Below are 19905 nucleotides of genomic sequence, written 5' to 3'. Positions count from 1 at the left end.
GGCCCGCCGGATCAAACTATCGGATTTTAGTGAGTCTATTCCGCGAGAGAGATCGGAGCAAGTCCGGATCGCGAAACGCGATCCGTATCAGCGCGGCGTTGGATCGATCACGGCGACGACGCGTTCGAAAGCCGTGTCCGGTGGCAGACTGAAAGGAGGCGCGAGCGCCTCCTTTCTTCTTCAGACGCGTGCCGCGATGAACCTGACGCCGGTTCCTCGCGCGATCTCATCCATGATCTCGGAAAGCCCTTCAAGTTCACGTGCCGGTACCTCGGTGTAGTCGAGGCCGGCAAGGCATCCCTCTCCCTCGCCTTCCGCGATGACGAATTCCAAGATCGAATCCAGCAGCGAAATCGGCCCACTCTCGATCCAACGACGTTCGAAGCTCGTGCAGATGTAGTAGAGTTCATACCATGCCTCACCGTCCGGCGTTCCTTTGTGTGCGGCGAGCTCACACTCGGTGTCGATCTCTGAATGGAGGGCGGCAACCATTGCATCGAGCTTTTCGAGAAGCTTGCCATGCAGATCGCGAGCGAACGCTATCTTGCATGCGCAATGGCTGGCTAGAACTTTACCGCGCATGCGCTCGACCTTGCTGATGAGTTCGACAGGATTGAATTCAGTCATAATTGTCTCCTTTCGTTTCTGACGAAAGGTGTCGACGTCGTTGCCCAGGCGGGGTCGAGGACCGCGGAACGCGGCTTGCAAGCGGATGATTCGATTTGCTGGTGCTGCTCAGGGCGGCGGCAGAAAATCGCAGCATCCGCGCCGTCCTTGAGGCCGGATGGGCGGGCGTAAAATGGGAAGTCAGAAAAAGAGCCCCGCGCCCCTGGGGCGCGGTCCGCATCCGGCGTTCAGCCGGAGGGGTGCGCGAGGGGCATCCCCTTGCGGTGAGGCGACCGGTCTATCCGGTCGTCTCATCCCGCGAGATGGGATCGTCACCGAAGGCCGAGACGGCGCAAGCCGGCCCGGTGAGCGACGGAACGGCGCGAGTAGAGCCCGGTCGGCCATCGGCCGGCTCGCCCAGATTCCCGGCTCGCCGGCTCCGACGATCATCACGGAAATGAATCGATGCGTCCCGACCGATTCATAAGTCTCGTTGGACGTCGCAGTTGCGACCGGCGATTCTTCCGCCATGTTGGCTCAACCCTATCACCTCTATATCGAGCGCACCGACGTGGACAGGAACATGGCGCGGTTCTATGCGCTGTCGATCGAGCCGACGCTGTTCGGCACGCCTTGCCTGACGCGGCGGTGGGGCCGGATTGGCTCCGGCGGCCAATCGATGGTTCATCATTTCGACGGGGCGGAAGAAGCCGTCTCCTTCTTTCTCGACCTACTGCGTGCGAAGCGTGCGCGCGGATACCGGACAAGGCCGATTGGCAAGATGTTGTAAAGTTGTTGATAGAAGGAGGCGATGACGTGGGGGCGCAGCGGGCTGGCGCGCCGGTCGATCCGGCGTGGCGGACCCGGATGGTAAGGCAAGAGCCTCCCTCAGTGGGGAGGCTCGGCGTCGGTCGCGCCCTCCTGTGACGCGACTGCCGCCATCAGTGTGGCGCGCGCTCGTTCCAGCTCCGCGGCGATCTGGTGGCGCTCGGCGGGGTCGCAGTGGCCCAGTTCAGCGCGCAGCTCCTCGACTTGCATTTCGAGTTCGTACGTCATCGTCATCTCCTTGATAGTGTGAAAGATGACGCCCGGGGTCGTGAGGATCGGGCCGGGTCAAGGATCGCGTAGCGACCGCCGGAGGCGGCGAGCGGAGGAACCGATTTTCTGACGGCGCCCTTCAGGGCGTCGGCTGAAAATTGGAGGGGGCCGCGATGTCCTTGAGGCGGCGCGACGCTCACGGCAGACTTGGCGTTCTGAGCAGACAGGGTTTGGTCTCGTTTGGCACCAAGTGGAATGATCGCGGGCTCGATGCCCGCGATCATTCCCACAATCGTCCAAGCCGGCTTGCCTCACTCGCCGAAGCCGGCCCCGATCGCTCGGGGCCGGCGCTCGCCGTTCAGTTCGGATTGTTCCAGAGGATCACCTTCTTGCTCGGGTCGCCGCCGGGTGCCTGGGCGAGGTTGCCGAAGATCACACCGATCTCGGGAGCCTCCAGCTTCACCGAGAGGTATTCCTCGCCGGTCTGGCGGGCGATGCGGTTCCAGCCCGCGCCGATCTCGAAGCCGGTCTTGCGGTGGATGACACGGTAGTCGGGGGCTTCCTCGCTCGCCTTGTTGGCGTTCGGGATGATGGCGATCGGGGCGTTGACCCGGATGGTGGCGAAGACGCCTTCGAGGATGCCGTCGGTCTTCTGCGTCAGGGTTGCGATCGTGGTGGCCATGGTACTTGCTCCTTCGGTTGCTCGGGACCATTCCCGATGGCGCACGAAGAGACGGCCGACCTGCTGCGGTCAGCTCGGGCAAAAATTATGCGAAATTCTATTTTCCGCCAGGAGCAAACAACTGAAATAGAATTTCGCATAATTTTTGCCCGAGTCTTACCCCTTTAGGGGTTGGCCGCAAAAGCAGGCGGTCGTCTATACGAGCGACATAAAACGGGAATGGTTCGGGGCAACTGAAGGGCGCGACAAACCCATGGCTGCCCGGTCCAGCGCTGCGGGATATCGGCCTCGCGCCCGCTCAGCGCTTCGCCGCCATCCGGGTCAACGTCCGGCCCTCGCCTGGTCGCAGTTGCTGCGCGCGATAGGCACTCCTCCCGCCGACATCACACTTTTGCGTGTCCGCGAGGTCGGTACCGCGACCGCATCGCCGCCTGCGGACCGTTCGGGAATATCGGGTGAAGCGGTTCGCGTGGGACATCGGAAACGGGCTTTCACCAACTCGCCTGCCAGCGCCCTGCCGTCCCAACGCTGGTATCCGCTAGACACACCGCGATCGGCAGCGTCGCATCTGAGCGATCGGAGTCGGCTTCGTCCGCAGAAACAAACCCGCGAGGTTCACAAGGCGACAGGATCCGAACAAGTCACGAACGGAATGCCGTAGAGCCCGACATTCCGATCCTGCGAAACGAAATACGCTCCCTCCGCCACGGCCTGCGCCATGAGGAGATGATCGAACGGATCACGGTGATGAAGCGGAAGAGCAGCAAGAGCGATAAGATGCGCATCCGTGATATCCAGCCGATCGAATCCCTGATCTGGCAAGATCGCAAGGATCTCTTCTATATTGGCATCAAGTTTGCCAATCCGGAGCTTCACGGTGATTTCCCAAAGGGAGACAGCACTGACGAGGACGTCGTTCTCAGGATCGCCGATGAGACCACGCGCATGGTTCCCGAGCTTTACGTCGTCGTTCAACCACCACAACAAGGCATGCGTATCGAGGAGTAACCTCACGCCTCGTCTTCCATGGAGGTGAGGACGTCTGCCGGCAGGCTGTCGAAGTCTTCGGCAACTTTGATCTTCCCGCGCAACGCGCCGGGCTTGCGAACGACAGTGTCCTTTGATGGCGGCCCGATTTCCGCGACGACCTTATGATGGGAGGTGAGAACAAACCGCTGGCCATCCTCGACCTGTTTGAGGAAAGACGTAAGGTTGCCGCGAAACTCCCGCACGCCGACACGGCGGGGAGAAGACGTCTGTGGCCGGGTCTGAGGCATGGCGGGGCTCCGTTTGAGTGGGAAATGTGTACACAATTCCTCCAAAATGCAAGGGTTTCCTCGGCGAGGTGAGAATGGCGCTTACGCGCCATCTCCTTTGAGCTCCCAGACATTGATGCCGAACCGGCGGGCTTTGTCGCGAAGGTTATCGGTGATGCCCGAACCGGGGAAGACGATGACGCCTGATGGCATGACCGCCAACATCTCGTCGTTGCGCCGGAATGGGGCGGCCTTGGCGTGCTTGTTCCAGTCGGGTTTGAAGGCGATCTGGGTGACCTTCCGGGCCTCGGCCCAGCAGGCGGCGATGCGTTCGGCGCCTTTCGGCGAGCCGCCGTGCAGCAGGATCATGTCCGAGTGCTTGGCATGGGCCTTGTCGAGCGCGGCCCAGATCCGGTCGTGATCGTTGTAGTCCATGCCGCCGCCGAAGGCGATCTTCGTGCCAGCCGGGATTAGCACCTCGGTCTCGGCGCGCCGGCGGGCAGAGAGGAAGTCTCTGGAGTCGATCATCGCGGCCGTCATATTGGCGTGGCTGACCTTTGAGCCGGTGCGTGGCCGCCATGCCGATCCGGTCTGCGCCTCGAAGAGGTCGGCGGCATAGTCGCGCATGAATTCGAAGGCGTTGCGCCGTTCGAGGAGCGTGATGCCTTCGGCGACATGGCGCTCAAGTTCGACGCTTTTCACCTCCGATCCGTCCTGCTCGCGCTGGCCGGTGCGCTGCGCATCCTCGTTGCGCTGAAGCTCGCGCTGGATGCGTTCGCCGGCGCGATGGAAGAGATTGACTGTCGACCAGAGCAGGTCTTCGAGATCGGGCTCCAGCCGCGTGTCACCGAGCATCTCGAACATCGCGGAGAACATCGCGGTCAGCGCCGACTGGACGACCGGCTCCTCGGGTAGCGGCCGTGGGTCCGGCTCGTCCTGGAAGGGGCGGTAGCCAAAGACTTGCATCTCGTAGATGAAGCGGTCAGTCGGGGAAGACGCGTGGTGCGGCTCGAAGGCGTCATCGGTGGGAAGGGTCAGGTTCATGATAGTCTCCGTCGGTTTGGGCCGCGCCTCTCGCGGCCTGACGGCGATCCCTGTCCAGGCGGCTGGCGGGCCGGAACCGCGAGCGCAGCAAAGCGGCCCAGCGCAGCGCCGGGCGGTTGAGGGAGGGTTTCTTGGCCCGCGAGGAGCGCCGGCTGCCGTATCGGCCCGAAAAGTGGGAACCGGTTTTCGGAGCGGCCGATGCGGAATAAAAGCCGGTGCGGGGAAGAAACCTGACCGACCCGCTGAAGGCCAGACAGCCGCCTGGTAAGGGTCGCCTCTCGACAGGCCCGCAGGCGCGCCTCACCAGGAGGGAGACTGGCAGGGACCGGCCCTGCCAGCCACGCCGCGCCCTCACCTGCCTTCCACTCCGCGGCCGCCTCACGCGGGAAAAAGGGCCGACGCGTCTTCCGGTGCTAGCTGTGCCCGAAGATTTGCGATGAGCCGGTCTGGTCCAAGCCGGCGCAGATCCTCGTTGAAGTCGCCGAGTTCCGGGGTGAGCACGAGCGGCAGGATGCCGAGCGCCTGCGCCCGGCGGCTCAATCCCTCGATGCCGTGCCGGCCCGCGGCATCCGCGTCGGCGGCGACGTAGAGGCGCAGGCACCCGGTTGGCGGCCGAAAGGCGGCGAGGTGATTGGCCGTCAGCGCCGAGACTGTCGGCATGCCCGGCATCACATGCGAGAGCGACAACATGCTCTCGAGCCCCTCACCCGCCACCATGACAGGAATAGGGCCATGGACAGGAAAGCGGAACCGCACGGCGTTGCCGAGCAGCCCACCAAGCGCACGGCGGGGATCATCGACCCTCGCCTTGCCGTCGCCATCCGGGTCGAGCCAGGTGCGATGCACGCCGGTGGTCGCGCCGGCTTGATCGGTCACGGCTGCGATCAGCGCCGGATAACTGCTTGTCCTACCGCTGGCGAGATCGCGATAGTAGCAGGACGGATGGAAACGGAGCGCAGCATGCAACGAGGCGCGCAGGATGCCACGCTGGCGCAGATAGCTGTCGGCCAGCGTGCCGGAGAGTGGCTGCGTCATGCGGAATAGGCGTCTTGCGCGTTCCCCGGCCGGTCTATCGACCGGCTGGCTGCCGAGGGTATTGTCCCTGCGGGACGACACCGGGTCGGAATGGGGTTCGTTCAGGAAACGCCTCGCCTCTTCGGCGACGTCGCGGAAGTCGACAAGTCCGCAGGTTTCCCGCACGAGATCGAGCAAGTCGCCATATTCAGAGGTTGCTGCATCTGTCCATCTGCCCCGGCGATGGCCGGAGAGATGCACATAGAGCGACCTGCCCTTGCTGTTGGCGACGTCGCCGACGACCCAGTAATTGCCGGCCCTATGGCCAGCGGAGAGGTAGTGACGGCAGACCGCCTCGGCATCGTGCGCAAGACGATCCGCCAGTTGTGAAGCGGACAACATCGCGGTCAACTCCGGCCAGCGACATCGACGATGCGATGCCGTTCGAGGAGGCGCGACAACACCGCCTGTCCGTCATCCGAGGCCGGGATGAAGAACCGGACTTTCCACGCGATCATTTCCGAGAACAGGCCGAGGGATCTCAGCCTGTCGCGCATCCCATCGGTGAACCCGGTGAGCTCGATGCGGTAGTCGTTCATCACGCGCACCCGTCGCAACGTCATGTTGCCGGCAAGGGCAACGACCGCGGAGCCGCCGAGCAGCGATTGCCAGACCTGGGCGGCGGTGATGACTTCCGTTTGGTCGAGCCCGAAATTCCGGCAAAGCCGGGAGAGCCCCTCCGACGATACCAAGCGGCCGACGATGCGTTCGCCCTCGTCGGTCTCGAGGCGATAGACCCGGCAATAATCCTGCGGCAGCAGTTTCCAGATGGGCAACAGGAGGCCGGAGACGATATGCATGGTCGATATGGAGAACTCCGGAAGATCGGCGACTTCCGCGTTCCAGGCGGCGGAAAAGCTCTGCTCGTCCGCTTCCTCCCAGTTCGTTTCGTCGAGCTGGCGCACCTCGAAGCGGATTTCGTCCATCGGCCGGATGAGCGCCACGCGCGGCTGGACGGAGCCGTCATCAAGCATGACCGACCGTGTCGGGATCTGCACGGCCGGACGGCCCGACTTGCCGTTGAGCATCAACATGGCACGGGGATCGCGCACGGCGAGTCCCAAGGCGTCGACAAGCGGCATCGGTGTGTTGCGATCCATGCGTTCGATAGTCAGCAGATGCGACTGCGCCCCGGTGATGGGATGGGTGTACACCAGTTGTCTGGCCGTCACCGTCATCCGGTCCGCGGTCAGTGTCTCCAGTCCCTTGTCGTAGATTCCCGCTGCGATCGCGCCCTCGATCCGGGCAGCCAGCAACTGCTCGAAGGCGTCGAACAACAGGTTCTGCATCGCGATGGTGAGCGCCAGCATCCGGTTAAGGAAGGTATGGATCGGCGGCAGTTCGTCCTTGAGACCGCCTTCTTCCGCGGTAAGCGACAGACCAGTGATCGTCTCGAATTTTTCCAGCGAGCATCCTGCGACCCCGCCGCCGTGTATCAGCTTGTAGAACTGGCGGAGCGCATCGCGGGCATATTGGGATTCGAGATTATCCTCCGAGCGGAACATCCCCTGCCCGCCTGTCTGCCGCTGCCCGCGGGTGATAGCGCCGAGCGTGTCGAGACGCCGCGCGATGGTCGACAGGAAGCGCCGTTCGGCCTTAACGTTGGTGGCGATCATGCGGAAGCGCGGAGGCTGCGCCTGGTTGGTGCGATGGCTGCGCCCGAGACCCTGGATCGCCACGTCGGCTCGCCATCCGGCTTCGAGGAGATTGTGCATGCGCAGGCGCTGGTTCTTCGCGCCAAGATCGGCATGGTAGGACCGTCCTGTGCCGCCGGCTTCCGAGAAGATCAGGATCGGCTTCTCGTCGTCCATGAAGGCGCGGGTCTCGTCGAGATTGGCGCTGCCCGGACGGCTTTCGACGGCGAAGCGGTCGATCGTGCCGCCGTCATCGCGGCGGATGATCCGGCGGGTGCGGCCGGTGATCTCAGCGACTCGGGTACTGCCGAAGCGCTGGACGATCTGGTCGAGGGCGGTCGGGATCGCCGGCAGGCTGCCCAGCCGTTCGAGCAACGCGTCACGGCGAACGACAGCTTCCCGGCACAGAACGGCGTTGCCGTCGGCGTCGTAAACCGGCCGGGACAGGAGATTGCCTTCGGCGTCGGAATATTCCTCGAAGAGTTGGGTCGGGAAGGAATGGTTGAGATATTCGGCAACGATCTCGCGCGGCGTGACGTCGACCTGGATATCGCCCCACTCCTCGGTCGGGATTTCCGCGAGCCGGCGCTCCGTGAGCGAATGGCCGGTGGAGATGATCTGGATGATCGCAGCATGTCCGTTCGCCACGTCCTTGCTCGTCGCGTCGATCAGCGCCGGCGTCTTCATCGAGGTCAACAGGTGGTTGAAGAAGCGCTGCTTCGAACTTTCGAAGGCGGATCGGGCGGCAGCTTTGGCATTTTTGTTGCGCGTGGTGCTGTTGCTGACGATTCCGGAGGCTTCGAGTGCCGCGTCGAGATTGTTGTGAATGACCTGGAACGCCTCGGCGTAGGAATCATAGATGCGAACCTGTTCCTCGGTCAGTTCGTGTTCGAGGATGTAGTATTCCACACCCTCGAAGGACAGGGACCGGGAGGCGTAGAGCCCCATCGCCTTGAGGTCGCGGGCGAGCACCTCCATCGTCGCCACCCCGCCGTCCTCGATTGCCGCGATGAACTCCGATCGCGTCGAGAACGGGAAATCCGCGCCACCCCAAAGGCCGAGGCGTTCGGCATAAGCCAGCGACTCCACCTCCGACGCGCCGGTTGCCGAGACGTAGACGACGCGGGCATCCGGTAGAGCGCGCTGCAGGCGAAGACCGGCGCGGCCCTGCTGCGAGGCGGCTTTTTCGCCGCGCTCGGACTTGCCGCCGGCGGCGTTGGCCATCGAATGCCCCTCATCAAAGATAATCGCCCCATCGAAATCACCTCCCAGCCAATCCACGATCTGCTGGACACGCGAGCGCTTGCCCTCACGTTCGTCGGTGCGCAGAGTGGCGAAAGTGACGAAGACGATGCCCTCATCGAGCTTGATCGGTTTGCCCTGGCGGAAGCGTGAGAGCGGCGTAACGAGCAGCTTTTCCTGGCCGAGTGCTGCCCAGTCTCGCTGGGCATCCTCGATCAGGGTCTCGGATTTCGAGATCCACAGATGCCGGCGACGGCCCTTGAGCCAGTTATCGAGGATGATACCGGCGGCCTGGCGGCCTTTGCCGGCGCCGGTGCCATCACCCAAAAACCAGCCGCGGCGAAAGCGGACAGCGCCCTCCGTCTCGGGCTTTGCGGCTTTCAGGTTGTCGAAGCTGGCGTCGACGGACCAGTGACCGGCGAGATAGCCGGTATGGGCCTCGCCGGCATAGATCACACTTTCAAGCTGGGCGTCGGAGAGGTCGCCATTGGTGACGCTACGCTTCGGCAGATGCGGCCGATAGCTCGGTCTGGGCGGCGCGACCGATGCCATGGCGACGGATTCGACCAGCTTGTCCGGATGCGGTTTTGCCTCCGGAATGTGGATCGCCTGCAGCCGATAAGGCTCGTAGATGCCGTCGGCGACATCGCCGCGGGTCATCGCTGCCACATCGCGCAGTTCGTAGGAGAGTTCGACCACGTCATCATCGACGCGTTCGGGCGGTGAGGATAGGAGACGCGGCGCGCAAGCAGCGGACAAAGGGCGCTCTACTGGCGCGGCTACGGCCGCAGGGCGCAGGGTGTCGGCGGCCTTGCGGGCGGCCGTCTTCGCCGCGCAGGCGCGCAGGATGCCGTTGGAAAGAGCGCCGATGGAGTTTGACGTCGTCGAGGGAGAGCGGGGCGGAAGGCCCGAAATCCAGGAAAGCAATGTTTCCAGGTCGGCAGCGACACCGTGCGAGGCGATGAGGCGTGTCGGATCGGCGGCGGCAATCTTGTCGATCACGGTCAGCCGCGTTTCCGTCGTCGTGCCGTGCCGGGCATAGGCAGAGCCATCGATGGCCGCGCTGAACAGAACCGTGCCACGGTCCTGCAGGCGGACGAAGGCGTCGTGCCATTTGAGATTGTCGGGAGAGAGACTTGAGCCGGTGATCGCCACCAGCCGGCCGCCAGGGGCGAGCCGCGCGAAGGCAGAGGCGAGATGACGCCATGCGGCCTCAGTCATACGGCCTTCGACATGAACGCCGGCGGAAAACGGCGGGTTCATCAAGACGACGGTCGGGCGGATCGAACGATCGAGATAGTCATCGATATGGGCCGCGTCGTGCTGCGACACCGTCGATCCGGAGAAGAGCTGCTGCAGAATGCCTTGGCGGACCGGCGCGTATTCGTTGAGAGAAAGGCGCGCGTGCGCGAGTTCGGCAAAGATCGCCATCAGCCCGGTCCCGGCGGAGGGTTCGAGCACGGTATCGTCCGCCATGATGCCGGCGGCCCGGGCAACGACATAGGCCAGTGGCATCGGTGTCGAAAATTGCTGGAGTTGCTGGCTTTCCTCGGAGCGCCGCGTGTGGGTGGGGATCAAGCCCGCGACCTTGGTCAGCATCGCCAGCGTCGCCTGCGGCGCCTTTGAGCGGGCGGTGACCGCCGCGCCGAACTTGCGCAGAAACAGGACCTGCGCCACTTCCGTCGCCTCGTAGGCGTCTTTCCATGACCAGAATCCTTCGGCGTCCGAGCCGCCGAAAATGTCCGTCAGCATGATGCGGAGATCGGCTGCGCCGATGGGCCGGCCACGTTCGAGAGACGGCAAGAGCGCGTGGCCGGCGCGCAGCAGTTTGCCTGCTCGGCTGGTGCTGTCAGCGGGAGCGAGCGAGGCGGTGGTCGCGCTTATGGCGCGGGAAGGAACGATATTCATGGGAAACCCTGTCGAGAGCGGGAAAGGACAGGCCCGCCCGGACGCTCTCCAAGCCTCGGCAGACCGCCCTTTTCCGGCCCCTCTCTCCCTCTGGCGATCTAGGCGGCGGGCGCCCGGCCTTCAGCCGGGCGCGATCTTCAGGTTTCCGAATGCCGCAACACCGCCGACCGACACCTCGTGCAGGACGGCATTGCCGCCGGCGGCGATCCAATCGGCCGCCTCCTCGGCCGACAGCTCATGGACATGGACGAAATGTCGCTCGGCCGTGGTGCGCTGGCGCTCGAAGGCGTCGCGGTCCTCGAAGGCGTAGAGCGTATCGCCCGGACCGTCCCAATAGACGATGGCGAAGCAGACGGGCCGAACGATCTGCGAACGGAAATTGAAGAACACCGGTGCGATCGGCGCAGAAGCCGGGCGGGGGCAGTCGAGTGCGGGCGTGGTCATGATGCTCTCCTGAAAACGTGGAAAGGCCCGGCGCTCCTGGGAGCACCGGGCCTGGCTGGAAAAGGCTGGAAGATTGGTGGGGCGTTCTCCCCAGAGCGTCATCGCGAGCCGGAGAGCGCACCTTCGATAAAGACCTCGTCGAGGTTGGCTTCGAGAAGCTTCAGGATGCGGCCGTCGACGGCAACGCATTCGTTGATCCAGCTGCGATCGAGCTTGCCGTGTCGGTCGAACCGCTCTGTGGTCACATAAGCGATCGTGAAATGCGGATAGTCCCTGCCATCGGGCGCGACATGGACATAGGGGCCTTCTACCCCGATCACCGTTCCGCCCGTGCCGTACGACGTGCGAATCACCATGCCGGGGTGAACGAGTGCTGCGACATCCGGCGCGCCGTTCGGGGTCGAACGATAGCCGCCGGGATCATGCGCCCCGAGTTCTGCCGAATAGAGGGAGTGAGCGAGATATTGGCGCTTTTCGCCGGGCCGGAGTTTACGCCTGATCTGCATTGCCAGCCTCCTAATTGTCGGCCCCACGATTGAGGCAGGCCGCGCGCAAACGGCCCTTGAGAGCGGACAAGATGCAGGCGCTGCGCCTGCGGGAGCCGCCCGGTTTGATGTCTATGCATGGCAGGAACTCCGCGGCGAGCCGCCAGAAGCCTCTCCTTCAGCCCGAACCCGCCTCCCCTCTTCCAGCCGAACTCTCCCTCTCCGCCACCTCGCTCCGTCGGCTTCCGCTCACGGACCGCGCCCGGCCGGCTCCGCTTCTCGGCACGCTCGCTTCATCGCATCGCGCGGTTTTACTGTATATTTTTTTTATAGTAAAACGCATGGTGGCCGTGTAGTTTCGCCGACGAAACGGGGAGAACAGAGGTGCGAAAATTCACAATCGATGGCCGGGTGATCGAAGAGTCGTCGCCTGAATTGCGCGCATTCCTGCCGCAGGCCTACGAGCAACGGCTTCGCCCGATGTGCATGTGCAAGGCGCCGCCGGCGCCGATGTACATCGCGCGGGTCGAAGACCAGTATCTCATCAAGCGGATGCCGCTGTCGGGACGCGATCACGATCCCACCTGCCCCTCCTATGAACCTCCCTACGAGCTTTCCGGCCTTGGCCCGTTGATCGGCAATGCGATCCAGATCGATGCCAACGGCAAGGCTGACCTGAAGCTGGATTTTTCGCTGACGAAGCGCGGGCCTCGCGCCGCGCCCAGCGCGCCGGCTGAGACGTCCGAACATGGCATCCGTAGCGAGCCGAGGAAATTGTCGCTGCGGGCGATGCTCCATTATCTCTGGGAGGCGGGCGAACTGACGGAATGGCGTTCGACCTGGGCGGGCAAGCGCGGCTGGGGCCGGGTGCGAGCAAGCCTTCTCAATGCCGCGGCGCAGATGACGGCAAGAGGTGCAATCTTGGGCGAAATGCTCTTCGTGCCGGAAGTGTTTCATCCTGAAGACAAGGAAGGGATCGCCGCCCGGCGCGCTGCGGCGCTCAAGAGCGTGCAGGCGACGGGTGCTGGTCCACGCAAGCTGATGATGATCGTGGCAGAAGTGAAGGAATTTTCCGCCGCGCGGGAGGGACAAAGGATCGTCGTGCGGCACATGCCCTTTCCGCTGATGATCGAGGAGAGCGCATGGCGACGGCTCGCCGCGCGCTATGAGACAGAACTCGAACTGTGGCGCTCGAACGAGACATTCCATCTGATCGTCATCGCCACCTTCGGCATCTCCGCTGCCGGCATTGCGGCGGTCGAAGAGGTCGCACTGATGGTGGTCAACGAGCACTGGCTACCGTTCGAGGACATTCACGAGCTGCGGCTTCTGGAGAGGCTCGGCCACCTCAAGCGAAAGAGCGTCAAAGGCTTGCGTTTCAATCTGCCACGCGATGCGCCGATCGTCTCGGTGACGTTACCAGAACACAAGCCGGCTCCCATCGTCATGTTCATCGTGCCGGCGAGCGCCCGAGAGGAATATGAGCAGGCGCTTTCGGACATGATCGAGGCGAGACCGGAGATCACACCCTGGATCTGGCGGGTGGCTGAAGGGGAAATCCCGCGACTTCCTTGAACCCGCAGATCCTCGTGGCGTTGACAGACTTCGGCGAATAATAGCACCTCGACCGTCTCGAAACTTCGTCTGTTCAACGGAATGCTATGAAACCTGCGAAAAAACCGTTCGTCGTGGAGATCAAGAACCGCCGTCGCCTGTCCCGGGGCGAGAGCTCGATCTGGGAAAAGGTCGACCTGAAAGCCGCGGGCAATCTGGTCGCCGCCGAACAAGTGGCCGAAGAGGATGATGCCGCGGTGCCTCTGCGGCCTTGAAGGGGTAGCGGAAAAGAACGGCGCCGACATCAGCGCTTGATCGCATCGTACACCATCTTGGGAACCACCCATCCGTTCAGGTAGAAATATCGCTTGGTCTTGAGGCGGGCGATATAGGCGTCCTGCTCTGCGTACGAGCCAAGCCGGTTGAAGTGGTCCGGGAGTAATCGATCATTCCGTCTCCTTCGCTGAGTTCCAGCGGGCCTGCCGCGGCAAGCTGCTCGATGTGAGACCGGAGTGTCTTCACGACGCCGTGGAAGCGGTACTGCCGATCCAGAGCGGCCTGCAGTCGGCCCGATTGCATCGGCGAGAGCGAATCTGTGCTGAACATCAAACTTTCCTCGATTTCGAGCGCACCGAACCGTTCCCGGAGAAAGCCGGGACGACAGTTCGGTGCATTGGTTGATCGAATGGCGGACCGGTCAGATCTGCTCGCAAGGTAAATCCGGCGGACGCGCATATTCGAATCCGCGACCGTCATGGGGAGCGGGTTCGCCACCAGCGCCAGCGTACCGCCAGTCGATCAGCGGAGATCCGGGAGAGAATTCGCGAAGCAACTCACGCAAGGACTCGGCAATGCAGTCGCAGGCCTCAGCCTCGCGATCGACATTGATGAGGAGCTCTATGGTTGCCTTGAACAAGGACATGGTCCGCTTCTCCTCATGAATCGACTTGGGATGAAGCCGGGTTGACGTTCGAAGTGTTTCGCGCGACGACGTCCTGTCGACGGCGCCTGACGGCCACCATCACGTCTGCGAGGAACTCTTCCGGTTCACCTTCTCGGTAGGTGCCATCCTCGGACCAGAGCAGGGTCTCGACGAACCCCGGCGCGAAATCAAAATCGAAGGTGAGACCTTCTGCCTCAAGGTCCTCGAAAACGTCGTCATGGACGTCGAGTGCGAAGGGCACGATCTGGCGAGCATGCGAACGCATCGCCTGCCATCCGATCGCATCCCAGACTTCGGACATGCGGGCGATATTGTCGGGGACCGGCCGGCCATCCTGATGCAGCCCGCGGAAATAAAGCATCGCCTCCCAGATGCAGAGAGCCGTCTCGATCTCTTTCACCGTGAACGGATCGCTTGGAGCCCCACCGGTCAAAGCGCCATCGGCTTCTGGCGAGGCAGCCGACGATGCGGCAGGCGGAAGGGCGCTATCCTGAAGCCTGAACCGGGCGAGAAGATCCTCGCTAGTGGCATGATGGATGGCCTTGGCGGTGATCAGCGAAACGCTGGCGCCGAAGCTCTCCAGACGTTGCGAGGGGTGGTTCATCCATTGGATCACCGTCACCTCGCACAGATCCGCTGAACGCGCGACGATGCCCTGGACCACGAACTGCCACGGGAACTGGCTGAGGTCGATGTCGATCATCGCATCTTCCTCGCCCGTGTTGCAGCCTGCAGGCTGAAGCGCGAGGACGCGGTCGGCGATAAAGATGTTGAGCGGGTCCTCAGCATCCTGTGTAGAGGTGCGAAATGCGGCGATCAGTTCGCCCCGCGCCACGCGGACCGGGTTGGTCGGTCCGAAATCCGTGAACAGGACAAGGCCCTCTTCGGTTTCGCTGCACTCGAGCGCATTGGTGAGGATCAGCATTTCGAGCGGGCTGATGTCTGCCAATGGTATAGGTGGGTGGCAGTAGATTCTGGTTTCGAGCGTGATCATGATGTTTCCTTTCAGAGAACGCGAAAAACCCGGCACGATGGCCGGGCGATGAAAGATATGGATGAGGGTATGCCGGGGATTGGCGCGGTCAGGCGGCGCTTTCGAGCAGTCTCTTTGCCTTGCCTTCAAGTTCGAGCCGGGTGTCCTGATGCGACTTTCCCCGCGCGAGCGCTGTGATGCCCTGCACAAAGTCAAAAATCGACTCCGGTGGCCTCCCCTCCTCGCTGAGAACGGTCTCGATGATCTTGCCGGTTTCAGCCTTCGAGAAGCCGCGCTTGCGCAGGAACTCCGAGCGATCGTCTTCGGTGCGGGCGACGATGCGCTCACGAGCGGCGCGAATGCCGGCGATGAACGGCGCAGGCGAGGAATTGGCGAAGTTCGTCAACGCCGGGGCTGCTTCGTGGGCGAAACGCTGGGCCGCGAATTTCGAGTGACGGATGGTTATTTCCTCGAAATTTTCGGTGCCCCAAAGATTCCTGTTGGCACACACTGCTCGCAAGTAAAAGCTGGCAATTCCGAGCGTTTTTGAACCAACCTCTGAGTTCCAGGCGTAGAAGCCACGGAAATACAAATCAGGTTCGCCGTTCGGCAGTCGTCCTGCTTCGATCGGGTGTGTGTCATCGCAAAGGAAGACGAAGACGTCGCGATCGCTGGCGTACAGCGTCGTTGTATCCTTCGTGATGTCGACGAAGGGGTTGTGGGTCATGGTCGACCAGTCGAGCAGGCCGGGAACTTTCCAGATCGTGTCGCCTGTGCCGCTGCCAGCAATGTTCATGATGGCGGCGATCAAATCCCTATCCCAGATCCGACCATATTCGGGACCGGTCACGGCTCGCAACTCCACGCGGCCGTCGTCCATCTCAAGCGTTTTGACCATTTCGGCGTTATGATTGAGGAGCCCGTGCTGGAGATTGATCGCCGCAAGCGGCGCGGGCAGCTGGCGCATGTAGCTCGCAGGTGCGCCAACCAGGCTGCAGAGCTGACCGTAGCTCCAATGCGTCGGGGCCAACGGCTCGCGCCCGCCGGGAACGATAAGGGACAAGCGTTCGGCGTTGTCACGGGTCGCCTCGACGCGGATCTCGGCCGTCTCGACTGTGCGAACGCGAGCACGCTCGGTTCTGGCGCTGACTGCGCGATGCAGATCGGAAAGCGACAGATAGCGCTCGTCGTCGGGCCGCGAAAACCACTCCGACGAAACGCGGCCAATGCGTTCGCCGCGCGATATATCGACCTTGAATCCGGACGATGTCGGTCGCGGATTGGAAATCATGGTGTTCATGATGAAGTCTCCTGAAAAGAAAGAGCCGGGCTGACCGCTCTGGCGACAACCGGGCTGGTGGGATGGACGATGAATTGCGGCCGCAAGACCTGGCTGACAGGGCAATGCGGTCAGGAAAGACAAGCGCGCCGCCCGAGGACGACGCGGGGCAACTGGTCAATCAATTGCCTGAAAGATCTCCGCGGCTTCGGGGTGTTCAGCCGAATAGGCGTAAAGGCGGCCGTAGCCTTCGGAGAGACGCTCGGATTGATGCTGGAAGGAGAGATGCGAGAAGGCAAAAAGCGTGGCGATAATCCCGGCAGCCTCCGCCGAGACTTCCCCCTGAAACCCGGTGATCTCGCCGGTGATCCTGAAACGTGATTTTGATCTCGGAGCCAGAAACAGCGGTTTGCCCTCATGTTCATAGAAATCCCAGAACCCGCCGCCATAATCGAGGGGGCTGAGCCGCTCCATGAGGCTGTAGACCGTGTTCTCGCCGATCAACAGGAGCGAGCGTCCGAACAGGGTGGGCAGGAATTCCAGGCCGCGCTCGTCAGGGACGACAGAAGCAGTTTGGGGTGTGATTTCCGATATCGACATCGATCTTTCTCCAGAGAGGCGACAGGATTCTTGCCGGACGCCCTCTCTCCACGGCCCGGCCTCGCCCCTCTCCCCGGCCCCACTCTGCCTTTCACGCTGGCCGCAGCCGCCCCCTTGGCCCGGCGCGTAGGGGCAAAGATGCCGACGTCGGGTCGCTGCTTGACAGCCAGTAGAAGCCCGATGCGACGGCCGGGCTGCCCAGGAAACCTTAATCTGGATGGAGGCGACGGTACGCCGCTCGGATTGCTGCCATTGCCGCGTGAAACTCGGCATTGCCCACAGCATCGGAGAGATCGATCGTTGCGATGACTGACTGGCAAGCCGATTGGATCTCCTCATCGGTCACCGAACCGGGTGAAAGCCCCTCGAACTCGCGATCGACATCGAGCACAGCCATGATCGCGCTGCGGACGCGTTCTTCCTGTAGACGCGCAAGGACATGGCTCGGCCTCGGCGCGCCGGCCGACTCGGTGGGATCGGGCGCATAAGCGAGAATCGCCTCGCCCCGCGCAATCGCCCAGGCCGATTTCGCCAACCAATCGACTGACGGAGGTCGCGCCGCCTGGACATCGTGGAACAGGATCTTCAGCAGACCGAGCAGGATTTCGAAGTGGTGAGCCCGGCGCTGAACGGATTCATCAAACTGCGATGGTATTGTGATCGGCGATCCGGCATAGGCGGTGTTCTCGCCCTCCCAGATGCCGGTCACATGGATCTCGCCTGAGGAATCGTAGTCTTTTTTCAGAGACTCCCAATTGTCGTCGCCAAGCGCCGCCTTGCAGGCAGCTTCGGGTGTGTCGGCGATATAGGTCCCATGCCGAAATATCGGCACGGTGTAGGTCGTTTCAATCGTATAGGCAGGCATGACAGCGCTCCTGAAAAACAGAGAAGCCCGGCGCAGTGGCCGGGCTTTCGTGACTGTGCGTTTTCGAGTGGTTACTCGGCGGCTTCGAGATGTTCGCCGTCGCCATCGATCGGGTCGGTGGCCGATTCTGCGGCTTCCTCCTCTTCCGTCAGGAAGGCTGGCAGATCTATGTCGGCGGCTTCGGCGGTGGTGTCCTCGACAACAGCGTCCGACACCACCGCATCGACCTCTGCCACCGCGGGAATCTTCTGATCGACCGGGAGCCGCAGCACTTCAGGGAGCCATCCGCTGCCTTCCAGCAGCCGGGCGGCTTCGCGCGCCATATCGGGCTTCTTGAGATGATCGATCAGTTGCGCCGACTGTTCGCCCTTCGCCTCGCGGACCGCCTGCAGGATATACGCCTTGGTGACGCGGCCGAGATAGTTGTCGACCGTCGGCATCCAGCCTGCCGCGACCATGCCGAACTCGAGCGAACGGGCAAGCTGCCTGGCGTGGGCGTTTTCCTTGGCACGTCGGTTCCACGCCTGCACGGTCGTGTTCACCGACAACGAGACGCAATGGGCAAAGAGAGCCATGCGGCTATCCTGGTCGAGTGCGATCAGATAGTCCCAGACCTCGTCCGCGTTTCCGGGGAGATCATAGCCCCAGGATTCCTGACGCTGTTCGATCTCCTTTGCCCAGACCGTATCGCCAAGGCCCTGCGTCTGGCTGAACGCGGTGTGCTGCAACGTGATCTCCAGGCACGAGTCAGCCCCGTATCTGTAGAAGATTTTCAGGACCGCGACATGCAGGGCAGCGATGAAGGCCATCACGGGATCGTTCGCCAGTGCATTGCGCAGCGCGACTGTGCGGGCAGCCGTCAGGTCTTCGATGACGCGATCGGAAAGCGGACGAACCTTGCCGTCATCGTCTTCCGGTTCTTCGACGCCGACAGGCTTGCCGTTGACCGAGATGCCGCCGTTCGAGGAAGTGGCGGCAGTGTCAGTCTCGCCTTGGCCATCACTGGTGCCGTCATCGGCATCAACGCCGTTCGACTCGGCGACGGGTTCGTCTTCAGGCCGGATGAAACCGCGTTCGATCTTCGGTTCGCCGTTCGCGGCAAGCGAAATGAAGGCGCCGCCGCGGGCGACGTCTTCCGCCTCGAAGAGGTAGGGCCGGTCATTCAGGGCATCCAGCTCGTTGCCGAGTTCCTCAAGCCGGGCCTCGGTTTCTTCGGAATAGCTCTCCGCCTCGGCGTATTCCGCGTCGAGCTTGTCGTATTCCGCCTTCAGGGCATCATGCCGAGCAAGCTCTTCCTCACTGAATTCCGCGCGCTCGCCGTAGAAGCGGCGAAGACCGGAGGTGTGGCCGTAGGAGAAGTCGAAAGCTGCATCGACCCACTTCCAGCCCTCTTCGGCCTTCAGCGTTTCGGCCTCAGTGGTCAGCTTTTCGAGGACGAGCTGTTCCAGCAGCGCCGGATCCTGCAGCCATCCGCCATTGTCCTGCTCGAACAGGTCACGCATCACGACACCGCCGGCCGCCTCATAGACATCGATGCCGACATAGACGGCGCGACGATCGGAGGCCCGGACAGCAGTTTCGGTCAGCATCCGCCGGATGTAATAGGCGTCCTGGTTATGCGACCGCGAGATCGTGTCCCAGACCTGTTCCTGCCGAACATGATCATTGGTGATCGAGAACGCCATCACCTGGCCGAGCTTCATCTCGTCATTGGCGTAGAGTTCGAGAAGACGCGGCGAAACCGAAGCCAGCCGCAGGCGCTGCTTCACCGTTGCGACCGACATATGGAAGCGGGCGGCGATTTCTTCCTCGTCGAGCCCCTGTTCGCGCAGTGTCATGATGGCGCGAAACTCGTCCAGCGGGTGCAGATCGACGCGCTTGACGTTCTCGGCGAGCGAATCCTCGACTTCGAGGGTGTCGCCCTTGCTGACGATGCAGGGAATGGCCGCCGTCTTCGACAGTTTCTTCTGTGCGACCAGCAGTTCCAGCGCGCGGTAGCGGCGGCCACCCGCCGGAATACGGTAGATGCCGGTCTCGTTGCCATCGGCATCGACTTCAGCGCGGACGTTGAGACTGGTCAGCAGTCCGCGATGGGCGATATCCTCGGCAAGCTCCTCGATCGAGACGCCCGCCTTGGTCTTGCGCACGTTCTGCTGGCTGAGAACGAGCTTGTTGAAGGGGACGTCACGCCCGGCGTTGAGCGTGATTTTCTGAATGGCCTGTGCCATGTCGTTTCTCCGTGGCGGATTGGCCGGAGCCTCTCTCCGACAACCTCAAC

Annotated in this window: 19 protein-coding genes; 3 read left to right on the top strand and 16 right to left on the bottom strand. The window is 62.7% G+C overall.

What is annotated here, in order from left to right:
• Nucleotides 1-180 precede the first annotated feature (180 nt).
• Nucleotides 181-627 carry a hypothetical protein gene (locus tag ADU59_RS00245; RefSeq protein ID WP_068950583.1) on the bottom strand — a complete coding sequence of 149 codons (447 nt, stop codon included), beginning with the start codon at nucleotides 625-627 and terminating at the stop codon, nucleotides 181-183.
• A 508-nt stretch (nucleotides 628-1135) separates the two neighbouring features.
• On the opposite strand from ADU59_RS00245, the gene ADU59_RS00240 reads away from it, so the two are divergent.
• Nucleotides 1136-1396, top strand: coding sequence for a WGR domain-containing protein (locus tag ADU59_RS00240; protein ID WP_068950799.1), 261 nt, complete (start codon nucleotides 1136-1138; stop codon nucleotides 1394-1396).
• Between the two features lie 98 nt (nucleotides 1397-1494).
• On the opposite strand, the gene ADU59_RS30815 is transcribed toward ADU59_RS00240, so the two are convergent.
• The 9 genes from ADU59_RS30815 to ADU59_RS00200 form a co-directional block, all read right to left on the bottom strand.
• On the bottom strand, nucleotides 1495-1662 hold the full coding sequence (locus ADU59_RS30815) for a hypothetical protein (protein WP_162843338.1): 168 nt from the start codon (nucleotides 1660-1662) through the stop codon (nucleotides 1495-1497).
• 340 nt (nucleotides 1663-2002) lie between these two features.
• Nucleotides 2003-2326, bottom strand: a complete 324-nt coding sequence (locus ADU59_RS00235; RefSeq protein ID WP_007823652.1) for a DUF736 domain-containing protein — start codon at nucleotides 2324-2326, stop codon at nucleotides 2003-2005.
• 615 nt (nucleotides 2327-2941) lie between these two features.
• Entirely contained in the window at nucleotides 2942-3340 is a 399-nt protein-coding gene (locus tag ADU59_RS29385) for a type II toxin-antitoxin system VapC family toxin (RefSeq protein ID WP_083198058.1), read from the bottom strand.
• Nucleotides 3337-3603: a type II toxin-antitoxin system Phd/YefM family antitoxin gene (locus tag ADU59_RS00225; protein ID WP_068950579.1), complete on the bottom strand. Its 267-nt coding sequence runs from the start codon at nucleotides 3601-3603 to the stop codon at nucleotides 3337-3339. Before ADU59_RS00225 ends, ADU59_RS29385 begins: the two co-directional genes overlap by 4 nt.
• An 81-nt stretch (nucleotides 3604-3684) precedes the next feature.
• Nucleotides 3685-4626, bottom strand: coding sequence for a DUF2493 domain-containing protein (locus ADU59_RS00220; RefSeq protein ID WP_068950577.1), 942 nt, complete (start codon nucleotides 4624-4626; stop codon nucleotides 3685-3687).
• Between the two features lie 378 nt (nucleotides 4627-5004).
• The gene (locus tag ADU59_RS00215) at nucleotides 5005-6042 is read right to left on the bottom strand and encodes a DUF7146 domain-containing protein (protein WP_099050712.1); all 1038 of its coding nucleotides are present in this window, start codon (nucleotides 6040-6042) and stop codon (nucleotides 5005-5007) included.
• A gap of 5 nt (nucleotides 6043-6047) precedes the next feature.
• Complete coding sequence (locus tag ADU59_RS00210) at nucleotides 6048-10484, bottom strand: bifunctional class I SAM-dependent methyltransferase/DEAD/DEAH box helicase (RefSeq protein ID WP_068950574.1); 4437 nt, start codon at nucleotides 10482-10484, stop codon at nucleotides 6048-6050.
• A gap of 120 nt (nucleotides 10485-10604) precedes the next feature.
• Nucleotides 10605-10928: a hypothetical protein gene (locus ADU59_RS00205; RefSeq protein ID WP_068950572.1), complete on the bottom strand. Its 324-nt coding sequence runs from the start codon at nucleotides 10926-10928 to the stop codon at nucleotides 10605-10607.
• Between the two features lie 98 nt (nucleotides 10929-11026).
• Nucleotides 11027-11434: a hypothetical protein gene (locus ADU59_RS00200; protein WP_068950570.1), complete on the bottom strand. Its 408-nt coding sequence runs from the start codon at nucleotides 11432-11434 to the stop codon at nucleotides 11027-11029.
• 363 nt (nucleotides 11435-11797) lie between these two features.
• Between ADU59_RS00200 and ADU59_RS00190 the strand changes: the two genes are divergently transcribed.
• The gene (locus ADU59_RS00190; RefSeq protein WP_068950566.1) at nucleotides 11798-12988 is read left to right on the top strand and encodes a DUF1173 domain-containing protein; all 1191 of its coding nucleotides are present in this window, start codon (nucleotides 11798-11800) and stop codon (nucleotides 12986-12988) included.
• Between the two features lie 86 nt (nucleotides 12989-13074).
• Nucleotides 13075-13242, top strand: a complete 168-nt coding sequence (locus ADU59_RS30530; protein WP_158515682.1) for a hypothetical protein — start codon at nucleotides 13075-13077, stop codon at nucleotides 13240-13242.
• 422 nt (nucleotides 13243-13664) lie between these two features.
• Here the strand turns inward: ADU59_RS30530 and ADU59_RS00180 are convergent, their stop codons facing one another.
• From ADU59_RS00180 to ADU59_RS00155, 6 genes are all read right to left on the bottom strand, one after another.
• Nucleotides 13665-13889: a hypothetical protein gene (locus ADU59_RS00180; protein WP_068950564.1), complete on the bottom strand. Its 225-nt coding sequence runs from the start codon at nucleotides 13887-13889 to the stop codon at nucleotides 13665-13667.
• A gap of 13 nt (nucleotides 13890-13902) precedes the next feature.
• The gene (locus ADU59_RS00175) at nucleotides 13903-14904 is read right to left on the bottom strand and encodes a hypothetical protein (RefSeq protein ID WP_068950562.1); all 1002 of its coding nucleotides are present in this window, start codon (nucleotides 14902-14904) and stop codon (nucleotides 13903-13905) included.
• 88 nt (nucleotides 14905-14992) lie between these two features.
• Nucleotides 14993-16183: a DUF932 domain-containing protein gene (locus ADU59_RS00170; protein WP_068950560.1), complete on the bottom strand. Its 1191-nt coding sequence runs from the start codon at nucleotides 16181-16183 to the stop codon at nucleotides 14993-14995.
• A gap of 156 nt (nucleotides 16184-16339) precedes the next feature.
• Entirely contained in the window at nucleotides 16340-16762 is a 423-nt protein-coding gene (locus ADU59_RS00165) for an antirestriction protein (RefSeq protein WP_068950558.1), read from the bottom strand.
• A gap of 208 nt (nucleotides 16763-16970) precedes the next feature.
• Complete coding sequence (locus ADU59_RS00160; RefSeq protein WP_068950556.1) at nucleotides 16971-17627, bottom strand: hypothetical protein; 657 nt, start codon at nucleotides 17625-17627, stop codon at nucleotides 16971-16973.
• A gap of 71 nt (nucleotides 17628-17698) precedes the next feature.
• Entirely contained in the window at nucleotides 17699-19855 is a 2157-nt protein-coding gene (locus ADU59_RS00155) for a ParB/RepB/Spo0J family partition protein (protein WP_068950554.1), read from the bottom strand.
• Between the last annotated feature and the right edge of the window lie 50 nt (nucleotides 19856-19905).

Source organism: Pararhizobium polonicum (assembly GCF_001687365.1).
Classification (GTDB): domain Bacteria; phylum Pseudomonadota; class Alphaproteobacteria; order Rhizobiales; family Rhizobiaceae; genus Pararhizobium; species Pararhizobium polonicum.
The sequence above is the reverse complement of the archived record's forward strand: the minus strand, read 5'-3'. Positions and strand labels throughout refer to the sequence as shown.

Bases quoted from the DNA above. Each gene is read 5' to 3' on its own strand.
- ADU59_RS00220 (WP_068950577.1), bottom strand. From the start codon at position 4,626: ATGAACCTGACCCTTCCCACCGATGACGCCTTCGAGCCGCACCACGCG.
- ADU59_RS00210 (WP_068950574.1), bottom strand. From the start codon at position 10,484: ATGAATATCGTTCCTTCCCGCGCCATAAGCGCGACCACCGCCTCGCTC.
- ADU59_RS00160 (WP_068950556.1), bottom strand. From the start codon at position 17,627: ATGCCTGCCTATACGATTGAAACGACCTACACCGTGCCGATATTTCGG.
- ADU59_RS00155 (WP_068950554.1), bottom strand. From the start codon at position 19,855: ATGGCACAGGCCATTCAGAAAATCACGCTCAACGCCGGGCGTGACGTC.
- ADU59_RS30530 (WP_158515682.1), top strand. From the start codon at position 13,075: ATGAAACCTGCGAAAAAACCGTTCGTCGTGGAGATCAAGAACCGCCGT.
- ADU59_RS00235 (WP_007823652.1), bottom strand. From the start codon at position 2,326: ATGGCCACCACGATCGCAACCCTGACGCAGAAGACCGACGGCATCCTC.
- ADU59_RS00180 (WP_068950564.1), bottom strand. From the start codon at position 13,889: ATGTCCTTGTTCAAGGCAACCATAGAGCTCCTCATCAATGTCGATCGC.
- ADU59_RS00215 (WP_099050712.1), bottom strand. From the start codon at position 6,042: ATGTTGTCCGCTTCACAACTGGCGGATCGTCTTGCGCACGATGCCGAG.
- ADU59_RS00245 (WP_068950583.1), bottom strand. From the start codon at position 627: ATGACTGAATTCAATCCTGTCGAACTCATCAGCAAGGTCGAGCGCATG.
- ADU59_RS30815 (WP_162843338.1), bottom strand. From the start codon at position 1,662: ATGACGTACGAACTCGAAATGCAAGTCGAGGAGCTGCGCGCTGAACTG.
- ADU59_RS00240 (WP_068950799.1), top strand. From the start codon at position 1,136: ATGTTGGCTCAACCCTATCACCTCTATATCGAGCGCACCGACGTGGAC.
- ADU59_RS00175 (WP_068950562.1), bottom strand. From the start codon at position 14,904: ATGATCACGCTCGAAACCAGAATCTACTGCCACCCACCTATACCATTG.
- ADU59_RS00165 (WP_068950558.1), bottom strand. From the start codon at position 16,762: ATGTCGATATCGGAAATCACACCCCAAACTGCTTCTGTCGTCCCTGAC.
- ADU59_RS00205 (WP_068950572.1), bottom strand. From the start codon at position 10,928: ATGACCACGCCCGCACTCGACTGCCCCCGCCCGGCTTCTGCGCCGATC.
- ADU59_RS00225 (WP_068950579.1), bottom strand. From the start codon at position 3,603: ATGCCTCAGACCCGGCCACAGACGTCTTCTCCCCGCCGTGTCGGCGTG.
- ADU59_RS00200 (WP_068950570.1), bottom strand. From the start codon at position 11,434: ATGCAGATCAGGCGTAAACTCCGGCCCGGCGAAAAGCGCCAATATCTC.
- ADU59_RS00170 (WP_068950560.1), bottom strand. From the start codon at position 16,183: ATGAACACCATGATTTCCAATCCGCGACCGACATCGTCCGGATTCAAG.